The sequence below is a fragment of the Nonomuraea sp. NPDC047529 genome, from assembly GCF_040642995.1.
Taxonomy (GTDB): domain Bacteria; phylum Actinomycetota; class Actinomycetes; order Streptosporangiales; family Streptosporangiaceae; genus Nonomuraea.
In genome coordinates this window covers 1-11,677 of sequence record NZ_JBEYTJ010000060.1, presented here as the reverse complement: position 1 = coordinate 11,677, position 11,677 = coordinate 1, and the positions used below count along the sequence as shown (strand labels likewise).

General features: G+C 72.1%; 11 protein-coding genes. 7 read left to right on the top strand and 4 right to left on the bottom strand.

Going from position 1 to position 11,677, the window contains the following annotated elements; genetic code table 11:
* The first annotated feature begins 12 nt into the window (after positions 1–12).
* Both ABZ815_RS48800 and ABZ815_RS48795 read left to right on the top strand, forming a co-directional pair.
* Complete coding sequence (locus ABZ815_RS48800; RefSeq protein WP_357709276.1) at positions 13–957, top strand: ATP-binding cassette domain-containing protein; 945 nt, start codon at positions 13–15, stop codon at positions 955–957.
* Positions 954–1,772, top strand: a complete 819-nt coding sequence (locus ABZ815_RS48795; RefSeq protein ID WP_357709186.1) for an ABC transporter permease — start codon at positions 954–956, stop codon at positions 1,770–1,772. Before ABZ815_RS48800 ends, ABZ815_RS48795 begins: the two co-directional genes overlap by 4 nt.
* A gap of 12 nt (positions 1,773–1,784) precedes the next feature.
* Here ABZ815_RS48795 and ABZ815_RS48790 read toward each other — a convergent pair whose 3' ends face one another.
* A complete protein-coding gene (locus tag ABZ815_RS48790; RefSeq protein ID WP_357709183.1) occupies positions 1,785–2,435 on the bottom strand; it encodes a response regulator transcription factor in 651 nt (216 codons plus the stop codon).
* On the bottom strand, positions 2,432–3,673 hold the full coding sequence (locus ABZ815_RS48785; RefSeq protein WP_357709180.1) for a histidine kinase: 1,242 nt from the start codon (positions 3,671–3,673) through the stop codon (positions 2,432–2,434). The genes ABZ815_RS48790 and ABZ815_RS48785 overlap by 4 nt, the downstream gene beginning before the upstream one ends.
* A 116-nt stretch (positions 3,674–3,789) precedes the next feature.
* Here ABZ815_RS48785 and ABZ815_RS48780 point away from each other — a divergent pair, with 116 nt between their 5' ends.
* The 4 genes from ABZ815_RS48780 to ABZ815_RS48765 all read left to right on the top strand — a co-directional run bounded on the left by ABZ815_RS48780 (position 3,790) and on the right by ABZ815_RS48765 (position 7,499).
* Complete coding sequence (locus ABZ815_RS48780; protein ID WP_357709177.1) at positions 3,790–4,710, top strand: ATP-binding cassette domain-containing protein; 921 nt, start codon at positions 3,790–3,792, stop codon at positions 4,708–4,710.
* The gene (locus tag ABZ815_RS48775) at positions 4,707–5,507 is read left to right on the top strand and encodes a hypothetical protein (protein ID WP_357709174.1); all 801 of its coding nucleotides are present in this window, start codon (positions 4,707–4,709) and stop codon (positions 5,505–5,507) included. Before ABZ815_RS48780 ends, ABZ815_RS48775 begins: the two co-directional genes overlap by 4 nt.
* Positions 5,508–5,526: 19 nt before the next feature.
* Positions 5,527–6,702 (top strand): alpha/beta hydrolase, encoded by a 1,176-nt coding sequence (locus ABZ815_RS48770; protein WP_357709171.1) that lies wholly within the window; start codon positions 5,527–5,529, stop codon positions 6,700–6,702.
* A gap of 107 nt (positions 6,703–6,809) precedes the next feature.
* On the top strand, positions 6,810–7,499 hold the full coding sequence (locus ABZ815_RS48765) for a DUF4097 family beta strand repeat-containing protein (protein ID WP_357709168.1): 690 nt from the start codon (positions 6,810–6,812) through the stop codon (positions 7,497–7,499).
* 100 nt (positions 7,500–7,599) lie between these two features.
* Here ABZ815_RS48765 and ABZ815_RS48760 read toward each other — a convergent pair whose 3' ends face one another.
* Complete coding sequence (locus tag ABZ815_RS48760) at positions 7,600–8,988, bottom strand: hypothetical protein (protein WP_357709165.1); 1,389 nt, start codon at positions 8,986–8,988, stop codon at positions 7,600–7,602.
* Positions 8,989–9,339: 351 nt separating this feature from the next.
* The gene (locus ABZ815_RS48755) at positions 9,340–10,449 is read right to left on the bottom strand and encodes an epoxide hydrolase family protein (RefSeq protein ID WP_357709162.1); all 1,110 of its coding nucleotides are present in this window, start codon (positions 10,447–10,449) and stop codon (positions 9,340–9,342) included.
* Between the two features lie 65 nt (positions 10,450–10,514).
* Between ABZ815_RS48755 and ABZ815_RS48750 the strand changes: the two genes are divergently transcribed.
* Positions 10,515–11,677: AAA family ATPase (locus tag ABZ815_RS48750; protein WP_357709159.1), on the top strand; the 1,163-nt coding region annotated here is incomplete at its 3' end.

The following is an 11,677-nucleotide window of genomic DNA, read 5'->3' as shown; positions in this document are numbered from 1 at the left end:
GTGGTGGGTTTCTTGCTTTTCCCGTTGGTGGTCGCCGATGGACTGCACAAGTCCTTCGGCGACACCCATGCCCTGCGCGGCCTGGACCTGAGCGTCCCGGCGGGAACGGTCTGCGGCCTGCTGGGGCCCAACGGCGCAGGGAAGACGACCGCCGTTCGCATCCTGGCGACCCTGTCCGATCCCGACGCCGGGCACGCCCGCGTCGCCGGGCACGACGTCGTCCGCGAGCCCGACCAGGTGCGCGCCAAAATCGGGCTCGCGGGCCAGTACGCCGCGGTGGACGAGAAGCTCACCGGCCGCGGCAACCTGCGCCTGTTCGCGCGTCTGTCCCACCTGTCCCGGCGCGACGCGCACCGGCGGGCCGACGAGCTGCTCGAACGCTTCGGCCTGGTGGACGCCGCCGATCGCCAGGTCGCCGGCTACTCCGGCGGCATGCGGCGCCGCCTCGACCTGATCACCAGCCTCATCCTGCGCCCCGAGGTGCTCTTCCTGGACGAGCCGACCACCGGCCTGGACCCGCGCAGCCGCGGCGAGATCTGGGACAGCGTCCGCGAGCTGGTGGCCGACGGCACCACGGTGCTGCTCACCACGCAGTACCTCGACGAGGCCGACCGGCTGGCCGACGACATCGCCGTCGTCGACCACGGACGGGTGATCGCCACGGGCACCCCCGACGAGCTGAAGGCCACGATCGGCGACCGCCTCGACGTCGTCCTCGAAGACCCCGCCGCGCTGCCCGCGGCGATGACCGTGCTGAACGCCCTCACCGGCACCGATCCCACCACGACGGGGGCCGACCGGCTCAGCGTCGCCCTGCCCGGCGGCCGCCTCCGACTCGCCGACGTCGTGCGCGACCTCGACCACGCCGGGGTCGCCGCCGCCGACGTGAGCCTGCGCCACCCCACCCTCGACGAGGTGTTCCTGCGCCTCACCGACCGCAAGGAGACCGTTCGATGACCGCCCTCACCTCACCGATGGGCCGCCTGCGCTGGACGTTCACCGACGGGCTGACCCTGGTCGGCCGCGAGCTGAGCCGGCTGCGCCAGGAGCCCGGGCAGATCGTCGCCGCGCTGGTCTTCCCGGTCATCATGGTGGTGCTGTTCGGTTACGTCCTGGGCAGCGCCATCCAGGTGCCGGGCGGCGGCGACTACCGCGAGTACCTCATGCCCGGCCTGTTCGCGATGGTGACCTTCACCGCCGCGCAGGGGGTCATGGGCCGGATGGCCGCCGACGGCTCCCGCGGCGTGATGGACCGCTTCCGCTCCATGCCGATGGCGCGGCTGGCGGTGCCGTTCGGGCACACCGGCGCCGACTCCCTGATCGGCGTGCCGTTACTGGCGGCCATGGTGGTCACGGGACTGCTGGTGGGCTGGCAGCCGCACCGCGGCCCGCTCCCCACCGCCGAGGCGTTCGCGCTGATCATGCTGCTGCGCTACGCGCTGGGCTGGGTCGGGGTCTACCTGGGTCTGGCGGTGAAGGACGAGCGGATCGCCGAGGCGATGGTGCCGCTGTTCCTGCCGGTCACGATGTTGTCCAACGCGTTCGTCCCGACCGGCGGCATGCCCGCCTGGCTGCGGTTCGTCGCCGACTGGAACCCGATCAGCGCGCTCACCGCCGCCATCCGGCAGCTGTTCGGCAACCCGGGCGTCGTGTCCGCGGACATGACGTGGCCGCTCGCGCATCCGGTGGCCGCCGTCCTGCTCTGGTCGGGCGCGCTGCTGGTGGTGTTCGTCCCGCTGTCGCTGCGCGCCTACATGCGCAAGGGACGCTGATCGGCCCTGTCCTCATGGGGCCGGGGACACCAGGCCGGCGTCGTAGGCGGCGATGACGAGCTGGACGCGGTCGCGGGCCCCGAGCTTGGAGAGCAGGCTGGCGATGTGGGCCTTGGCGGTGCCGGGGCTGATGTGCAGACTCGCGGCGATCTCGGCGTTGGACAGGCCGCGCCCGGCCAGCGTCAGCACCTCGCGTTCCCGGGCCGTGACCCCGGGGAGCTCGCGCGGGCGAGGCTCGGGACGCCCGGCGAACTCGGCGATGAGCCGGCGGGTGACGCCGGGCGCGATCAGCGCGTCCCCGGCGGCCACGACGTGGACCGCGGACAGGATGTCCTCCAAGGCCATGTCCTTGACCAGGAAGCCGCTGGCCCCGGCCCGCAGGGAGGCGTGGACGTTGGCGTCGTCGTCGAACGTGGTGAGCATGATCACGCGGATGGCCGGGGTCTCGGCGGTGATGATCTGGGTGGCCTCGATGCCGTCCGTGCCGGGCATGCGGATGTCCATGACGACCACGTCGGGCCGCGACCGCCGGGTGAGCTGGACGGCCTGGGCCCCCGTCCCGGCCTCCCCCACGACCTCGATGCCGGGCGCGGTGTCGATGACCATGCGCAGGCCGGCGCGGATGAGCGGCTGGTCGTCGGCGAGCAGGACGCGGATGGTCAACGTGCCTCCACAGGGGCGTTCCGTCCGGACTCCCGCGCCGAGGCGGGACCGGGCAGCGGCAGGGTGGCGGTGACGCGGAAGCCGCCCTCCGGGCGTGGCCCGGCGCTGAGGCGTCCGTCGAGCAGGGCGGCTCTTTCGCGCATGCCGGCGATCCCGTACCCGCCGCCGGGCCCCGCCGGGGCGGTGGCGCGGCCGTCGTCGGTGATGTCGATGCGCAGCTCGCCCGGCGTGTGGTCGAGGACGACCCGGCAGTGACGGGCGTCGGCGTGGCGGATGACGTTGGTCAACGACTCCTGGACGATGCGGAAGGCGCACCGGTCCACCGCCGGGGGCAGCGGGCGCGGGCGGCCCCGGCGGCGCACGTCCACGCGGAGTCCGGCGGCCGCGGTCGTCTCGGCCAGCCGGTCGAGGTCGGCCAGCCCCGACCCGGGGGGCGGCTCCGCGGCGGCGGGGTGCTCGCGCAGCAGGCCGAGCATGTGCCGTAGCCCCTGCAGAGTCTGCCGGCTGGCGGTCTCGATCGCGCCGAGGGCGTCGCGGGCCTGCTCCGGGCGGGTGTCGAGCACCCGGGCCCCGGCCCCGGCCTGGATGGCGATCACGCCGATGCTGTGCGCGACCATGTCGTGCAGCTCACGCGCGATGCGCAACCGGTCGGCGGTCACCGCCTGGAGCTCGGCCTGCGCGCGCAGCGCGGCACCGTACTCGCGTCGTTGCCGCAGGACCGTCCCCGCCGTCCAGGCGATCACGACGCCCAGGCCGAGCAGGACCGACAGCGCGAGGAAGCCCGGCGCGAGCAGGCGCAGCCCCTGACCCAGCAGGGCCGCGTGCCAGGCCGCCTCCTGGACGGTCAATGCGACGGCCGCCGCCACCAGCCCGGTACGGCGCGCGCGGGTGGCCGTGACGACGCAGACCAGCAGGTCGGCCGCCGGCAGCAGCGGCCAGACCCGCTCGACGGGCTGCGCCGCCGCCATGGCCACGAGCAGTTCGGCCAGCAGCACCGCCAGCACCACACCTGGCCGCCGACGTGCCCAGACCAGCGGAAGCGCCATCGCGACGGCGACTCCCGCATGGACCGCGTCCGCCGGCAGCGGGTCCTCGCCGTCGGTCAGCGTCACGACGTACAGCAGCGGCAGGGACGCCACGACCGCGCACCAGGCGAGCGCCGTACGCACACCGTGCGGCAGCCGCTGCGTCAGGGGTGGCCTGGGCGTTTCTTCGCGCACCCGGACGATCGTAGTCATCCATGGACACCGCGGGCATCGGCCTACGGGCATAGGCCCGTGGGCCACCCCGCTCGCGCGTGAACCGGCCCGCGGCCAGATGTCCCGCCCGCCCTGCCTGCGACAACGTTGGCCGGGTGATCGAAGTCAACGAACTGACCAAGCGCTACGGCGAGGTGACGGCCGTCAACAGCCTGACCTTCACCGTGCGACCGGGCTGCGTCACCGGGTTCCTCGGCCCCAACGGGGCCGGCAAGAGCACCACGATGCGGATGATCCTCGGCCTGAACCGCCCCACCAGCGGCAGCGCCACCGTCGAGGGACGCCCCTTCGCCCGGCACCGCGCCGGGCTGCGGCATGCCGGCGCGCTGCTGGACGCCGGCGACGTGCACGGCGGGCGCACCGCCGCCGCCCACCTGGGCGCGCTGGCCGCCGGCAACGGCCTGCCGCGCCGCCGGGTGGGCGAGGTGCTGCGGGACGTGGGCCTGGAGAGCGCTGCGCGCCGCCGGGTGGGCGGGTTCTCGCTGGGGATGCGCCAGCGGCTCGGCATCGCCGCCGCGCTGCTGGGCGACCCGCCGGTGCTGCTGTTCGACGAACCGGTCAACGGCCTGGACCCCGAGGGGGTGCGCTGGGTGCGCGGCCTGTTCCGCCGCCTGGCCGGCGAGGGACGCACGGTGCTCGTCTCCAGCCACCTGATGAGCGAGATGGAACACACCGCCGACCGGCTCGTCGTCATCGGGCGCGGCGAGCTGATCGCCGACGAGAGCGTGGCCGAGTTCGCCGCCCGCGGCACCGGCGCGGGCGTCATCGTGCGCACGCCCGACCCCGCCGAACTGGCCGCCGTCCTCACCCAGGCCGGCGCCCACGTGCGACAGGACGACGGCGACGCCCTGACCGTCACGGGACTGACCGCCGCCCGCGTCGGCGAACTCGCCTACGAGCGGCGCATCCTGCTGCGGGAACTCGCCCCCCGCGCCGCCTCGCTGGAGCAGGCGTTCATGGAGCTGACCGCCCGTCATGCCGACTACCGGGCCATGGACGGGGCCGGTGCGCCTTGACGGAACCCGCCCGCTTCCGCGACCTGCTCGCCGCCGAATGGATCAAGCTCTGGTCGCTCCGCTCCACCCGGTGGCTGGTCGGCCTCGGCGTGCTGGCCATCGTCGCGTTCGCCGTCCAGAGCAGCCTGAACGCCCACCACAGCTGGCCCGGCTTCACGGCGCGGGAGAAGGCCCTGTTCGATCCGCTGGGCGAGGCGTTCAGCGGGCTGGCCGCCACCCTGCTCATGATCGGCGCGGGCACCGTCGGCGCGCTGACGATCGTCGGCGAGTACGCCACCGGCCTCATCCGCACCACCCTGGCCGCCGTCCCGGCCCGCCACCGGGTCGTGGCCGCCAAGCTCGTCGTCGTGGGCGCCGTCACGCTGGTGACCGGCGCGCTGGTCTCGGCGGCCACGTTCGGCGTCAGCCAGGACATCCTGTCCGATCTCGGCGTCGCCGTCCGGCCGGGCGACCCCGGCGTGCTGCGCGTCCTGGCCGCCAACGCCCTGCTCGCGCCGGTGTCGGCGCTGGTCGGCATGGGCATCGGCGCGCTGGTGCGGCACACCGCGGGCGCGGTGGTCTCGGTCTGCGGCGTGCTGGTCATCGTGCCGACCTTCTTCCGGCCGACCGTCCACCAGTGGCTCAACGACCTGTACGCCCTGGTCCCGTTCTACGTCTGGCGCACCTGCCTGGGGCTGCCCCAGCTCCGCGACGACCCCGCCCTTCCCACGGTGACCGGCTCCTGGGCCGTCTTCGCGGCCTGGCCGCTGGCCGCCGCCGTCCTGACCCTCGTCGTCGTGCATCGCCGCGACGTCTGACCGTACTGAGAGGAATGCGATGATCTCGCCTCTGCTGACCGTCCCGCTGACGGCCTGCCTGGCCCTGACCGCCACGACCTGTGCCACGGCGACCGCGTCCGCCGCGCGAACCGGCGCCGGGTCCCCGTCGCCGGCCACCCTCCGGCTGGAACTGCCCCGCCCCACCGGCCCCGATCCGGTCGGCCGCGACACCCTGTACCTGGTCGACCAGAGCCGCAAGGATCCCTGGGTGCCCTCCTCGGGGCCGCGTCGGCTCATGCTCTCCATCCACTACCCCGCCCGTTCCGTCTCCGGGCCGCCCGCCCCCTACATGAGCACGGAGGAGGCCGCGTCCCTCCTGCGGCGCAAGGCCCCCGGCGCCGACGTGCCCGCCGAGGTCATCAGCGGCATCCGCACCCACGCCCGCGCCGGCGCCCCGCCCGAGAAGGGCCGCCACCCGCTGGTGGTGCTCTCGCCCGGACTCGGCCTGCCCCGTGCCGGCCTCACCTCCCTGGCCGAGGACCTGGCCAGCCGCGGGTACGTCGTCGCCTCGATCGACCACGCCTACGAATCCTCCGGCACCGTCTTCCCCGGCGTCGGGCTGCTCACCTGCGCACCCCTGTGCGACCAGCCCAGACCTCCCGAGGGCGGCAAGGCCACCATCAGCAGGAACCGCGCCAAGGACGTCTCCTTCGTCCTGGACCGGCTGACCGGCCGCCATCCCGCCTGGAAACGCGCCGGCCTGATCGACGCCAGGCGCATCGGCATGGCCGGCCACTCGATCGGCGGCGACACCGCCTCCACCACCATGCTCACCGACCCGCGGGTCAAGGCCGGGATCAACCTGGACGGAACCGTCGACGCCACCCTCCCCGCCACCGGACTCGGCAAGCGTCCCTTCCTGCTCATGGGCAGCCAACGCGACCACACGCCCGGCAAGGACGACACCTGGGACAGGACCTGGAAGGTCCTGGACGGCTGGAAGCGCTGGCTCACCGTCGCCCGCGCCGAGCACAGCACCTTCACCGACCTGGCCCTCGCGCAGAGCAAGCTCGGCCTGTCGTCCCCCGACGCCATCGACGCGGAACGCGGGACGGCGCTCACCCGCGTCTACGTCGCGGCCTTCTTCGACCAGCACCTCAAGGGCAGGAAGCAACCCCTGCTGGACGGCCCCTCCCCCGCCAACCCCGAGATCGCCTTCCACCGGCCCGAGTGACGGAGGACGCCCCTGACCCCGCGCACGGACGGGGGCGTCCAAACCCGGGGGCCCGTCGGGGGCATCCCTGATGCAGGCCGGGCGGCATCCCGGACAGGATGGACGACATGAAGATCACTGCGATCGCGGGCGGCCTGCTGGCCTCCGCGGTACTCCTGACCGGGTGCGGCCTGGACGCCATCGGCAAACCGAAGAACGAGGAGACCAGCACGTACCAGGTCAAGGAGAAGGTGCAGCGGCTTCACCTCAGAAGCGGCAGCGGGGACGTGACCGTCACCGAGTCGGACGCCACGAACGTCAGCGTGACCGAGAGGCTCTACTGGAGCAACGACAAGCCGCAGGCCGCGCACAAGGTGGAGGGCGACACGCTGTCCGTCTCCTACGACTGCCAGAAGTCGTGGGGCACCTGCGGGGTCGAGTACAAGGTGGAGGTCCCCAAGGGGACGCAGGTCAAGCTGAACTCCGGGTCGGGCGACCTGACGCTGAGGTCGCTCACCGGCCCTCTTGACGTTGAGGCCGGCTCCGGCGACATCAAGGGCGACGGCCTCGGCGGCAAGAAGCTCCTGGTCAAGGAGGGATCCGGCCAGGTCAACCTGAAGTACGCGGTCGCGCCGGAAGGCGTCGAGGTGTCGGTCGGCTCGGGCGACGTCGTGCTCACCGTCCCCGACGAGACCTATGACGTGCGGGCCAGAACGACCTCCGGTGACGCCGACGTCTCCGTCAAGAAGGACAGTTCCTCGCCGCGCAAGCTGTCGCTGACCACGGGGTCCGGAAACGTCACTGTCTCGGCCGGGTAACCGGCTCCCCGCCCCCAGCTGTTCCGGTCCGCAGGACGGGACGCGCCCGGCGCCGTCCCCGTCGGCCGGGTGCCGAGGGACGGGCGCCGGGCGCGGTGGGTCAGCCGGTGTAGTCGGTGGCCTTGGCGGTGCCGGCCGGCCACAGGTACTTGGCGTTGTCGGCCGGCGTGTAGCCGCGGTTGCCGTCGCCGGTGCGCGCCTGGACGCGGTTGTCGCGCCAGGTGGAACCGCGGGCCGTGCCGCCCCAGATGCCGCCGTACAGGAAGCCGTGCAGCTGGTCGAGCTCGGCCGAGAACACGTTCCCGGTCACGGTGATGTTCCTGGCGTTGTCGGCCGTGCCGATGCTGAGGGCGTAACCCCATCCGGAGATGTAGTTGTTCGTGACGGAGACGTCCTGATAGACACCCTTGCCCTGCAGCGCCAGGCCGTTGGTGTTGCCCAGGGACGCCAGGGTGTTGTGGTTGACGATCATGTGGCCGCCGTTGCCCTCGCTCTGCGGACCGATGCCGTCATGGTGGTAGACGTCCCGTGCGGTGTCGGCCATGTCGTGGATGTAGTTGTTCGTCCACGTCGAGGGCCGGCCGGGGAACCCGGTCACCATGATCAGGCCGGCGTTGCCCCAGATGTCGTTGTGGTCCATGACGGCGACGGCTTCCTTCATCGTCGTCATGAGCTGCCACGACTTGTCGAACGGCGTGCCCGGCTTGGCGTGCGCGGACGACACCTTGCCGTCGTTGCCCGGAGGCGTGGCGTAGGAGCTGGGCTTGAACGTCGAGTACAGGAACTTGATGGTGGTGTCGGAGTAGATCTGCACCAGGTTGTCGTTGGGGTTCGTGCCCTCGAACAGGCAGCCCACGAACGTCAGGTTGTCACCGTAGATGTACACCTTCGAGGCGGTGAAGCGCTTGAAGGAGATGACGCTGTTGTCGGGGTACTCGACCCGCAACGGCTTGTCGGCGCTCATGCCGGCCGCGTAGTCGGCGAGCTTGCCGGGATAGGCGCCCAGCCCCAGGCCGGCGGCGTTCGCGGGGGTGCGGGAGTAGCCGGTGTTGGAGAAGTCCGGCCAGTAGCCCGAGCCGTCGTTGGGCCGCGCCGTGAGGGCGGAGCCGTTCGAAGGGGGCGGCGACGCGGTCGGCGTCTTGGTGGGGGTCGGTGTCGTGGTCTTGGTGGGGGTGGACGACGGCGTCGGCGTTTTCGTCGGTGTAGGCGTCTTCGTCGGCCTTGCGGTGGCGGTGGGACTGTGAGTGGGCCTGTGGGTCGGCCTGCGCTTGCGGGTCGGCCTGGGCGACGCGGTCGGCGTGGCGACCCCGGTGTTCCCGCTGGTCATGGCCATCAGGGCGGCGTTCTGGATGGCGGCCTGGCCGTTCCGGGCGTCCGCTCCGGCCACCATGACCGAGGCGACGAGCGCCGCGGCGGCTGAGACGCTGCCCCATCTGATCAGGCGGTTGACCAGGAAACGGCGCGATCGAAATAAATGCTGAGGTGACATATGAGGGGTCCCCGTGGTATTCGGCGATGAAATCTTCGGCCGGACGCCGAACACCATAAGCCATGATGATCACTTGACACAACGAACGGGAATTCGATCGGCGAGGGGCCGTTCCGAACCGGATCGGGCTTCCGGGGCGCTTAATCATTCGGCTGACAACTCGCAACGCGATGCGCTAAGGTCTCAAAAATTCCGACCAGAACGGCGAATCGCGAGCATTCATGGATCGGTAACGTCGCTTTCCGTGTCCGGAGCGGTTCGCTGTTAATTCACCGGCATGACGGTGACGTATTACCGGCCAGGCCGCGGGCACCGCGCCCGGCCGAGTGCCGAGCACGATGCCCGCGAAGGTCACTCCCCGGTGGTGAGGTCGGCGTAGAAGGCCCGCACGTCCTCCACCAGCAGTTCCGGCGACTCCAGCGCCAGATACGCCCCGCCCCCGGCCAGCTCGGTCCACCGCACGACGTTGGCATCGCGCTCGGCGAAGCGGCGGATCGTGACGTCCTCCCTGGCCAGCAGCACCCCGGTGGGAACCGTCACCCGGGGCTTGGGCGCGTAGGCGCCCGGGTCGTGGCCCATCTCGTAGTAGAGGTTGGCCACCGAGCCGGCGGTGGCGGTGAACCACATGACGCTCACGTCGGTCAGGATCCGGTCACGGGAGAAGGCGTCCTCGGGCAGCTCGGCGGCCGAGTCGGTCCACTCCTTGAACTTCTCCACGATCCACGCGAGCTGCGCGACCGGGGAGTCGGTCAGCCCGTAGGAGATGGTCTGCGGCCGGGTGGACATGATCTGGTTGAAGCCGAGGCCCTCCTGCATGAAGTTCTGCATGATGCCCAGGCGTCGCTGCTCGTCGGCGGTGAACTCGCTCTCCTCCGGGGAGGGGAAGGCGACGAAGGCGTTGACGTGCACGCCCACCAGCCGCTCCGGCACCTGGCGGGCCAGTTCCAGCCCCAGGTTGGCGCCACCGCCGCCGCCCTGCGTGCCGTACCGCTCGTAGCCGAGCCGGGACATCAGCTCGGCGAAGGCGGCAGCCGTACGGGGGACGGTCCAGCCCGGCGAGGAGAGGTAGCCGGAGAAGCCGACCCCCGGGCACGAGGGGACGACCAGGTGGAAGTCTCGCGACAACGGTTCGAGGACGTCGAGGAACCCGATCACACCGCCCGGATTGTCGTGCAGGAGCAGCAGCGGCAGCGCGTCCTCCGAACTGGAACGCAGGTGGAGGAAGTGGATGTCCTCCCCGTCGATCTCGGTGACGAACTGCGGGTGCTTGTTGTACTCGGCCTCGGCCACCCGCCAGTCGAAGTCGTTGAGCCAGTAGTCGGCCAGCCCCTTGAGGTAGTCGAGCGGCACGCCCCTGCTCCAGCCCTGCCCCGCGATCTCCCCGGTCCACCGGGTGCGGCGCAGCCGCTCGTGCAGGTCATCAAGGTCGGCCTGGGCAATGTTCACACTGAAGGGCTTCATGTCCACAACGTTAGGCAACAGGCGACACGCCAGCATGAGTCATCTCATAGGTAATACTGCGACACATGCTTCGGGGGCGAACGCGCGAGACGCGCACCATTGACACGTTGCTCGCCGACGCCCGAACGGGTGTCAGCGGCGCCCTGGTCCTCCTCGGCGAGCCGGGCATCGGCAAGACGGCCCTGCTGGATCACGCCGCGGCGGCCGGCGATCTGCGGGTCCTGCGGACGACCGGCATCGAGGCGGAGGCCGAACTGCCGTTCGCCTCGCTCCACCTGCTGTTCAGGTCGGCGCTCGACCGTCTGGACCGCATCCCCGAACGGCAGGCCGCCGCGCTGCGCGGCGCCTTCGGGCTCGGCCCGGCCGGCACGGGAGACCGGTTCCTGATCGGGCTGGCCGTCCTGTCGCTGCTCGCCGAGCTGGCGGAGGACGGCCCCGTGCTGTGCCTGGTCGACGACGTGCAGTGGCTCGACCATGCCTCGGCGGACGCGCTGGTCATCGCGGCCAGGCGGCTGGCCGGCGAAGGGGTGGCGATGCTGCTGGCCGCCCGCGCCGGGTTCACGGCGCCGGGCCTGACGGTGCTGGAGCTGGCGGGCCTGGACGAGGCGGCCTCAGGTGAGGTGCTCGACTCCACCGCCCGCCCGCTGACCGAGGAGTTCCGGCGGCGCATCCTCGCCGAGTCCGCCGGCAACCCGCTGGCGCTCCTGGAGCTGCCGAAGTCCGGCGAGAGCCAAGGGGAGCTCTCGCTCACCTCACGGCTGGAGGAAGCCTTCGCCCACCAGGTGGACGGGCTGTCGGCGGCGGCCCGCGTCCTGCTCCAGGTCGCCGCCGCCGACGCCACCGCCGAGTCGGCGATCGTGCTGGCGGCGGCGCGCGTGCTGGGCTCCGCTCCCGAGCACCTGGAAGAGATCGGCGCGGCCGGTCTGATCCGGACGGCCGACGGCTCGCGGCTGGAGTTCCGGCATCCGCTGGTCCGGGCGGCCATCTGGCAGCGGACACCACTGGCCCGGCGCCTGACCATCCACCACACCCTCAGCCAGGTCCTGGAAGGCACGGCCGACGCCGACCGCAGCGCCTGGCACCTGGCCGCCGCCACGCTCACCGCCGACGAGCAGGTCGCGGGACGGCTGGAGGAGACCGCCACCCGCGCCCACGCCCGCAGCGGTTACGCCGCGGCGGCCGCGGCCTACGAGCGCGCCGCCGCGCTGAGCCCGTCGGCCGGGGAACG

Excerpts from the sequence above, each read along its gene's own strand:
- ABZ815_RS48760 (WP_357709165.1), bottom strand. The coding sequence starts at position 8,988 with ATGTCACCTCAGCATTTATTTCGATCGCGCCGTTTCCTGGTCAACCGC.
- ABZ815_RS48755 (WP_357709162.1), bottom strand. The coding sequence starts at position 10,449 with ATGAAGCCCTTCAGTGTGAACATTGCCCAGGCCGACCTTGATGACCTG.
- ABZ815_RS48770 (WP_357709171.1), top strand. The coding sequence starts at position 5,527 with ATGATCTCGCCTCTGCTGACCGTCCCGCTGACGGCCTGCCTGGCCCTG.
- ABZ815_RS48765 (WP_357709168.1), top strand. The coding sequence starts at position 6,810 with ATGAAGATCACTGCGATCGCGGGCGGCCTGCTGGCCTCCGCGGTACTC.
- ABZ815_RS48785 (WP_357709180.1), bottom strand. The coding sequence starts at position 3,673 with ATGACTACGATCGTCCGGGTGCGCGAAGAAACGCCCAGGCCACCCCTG.
- ABZ815_RS48795 (WP_357709186.1), top strand. The coding sequence starts at position 954 with ATGACCGCCCTCACCTCACCGATGGGCCGCCTGCGCTGGACGTTCACC.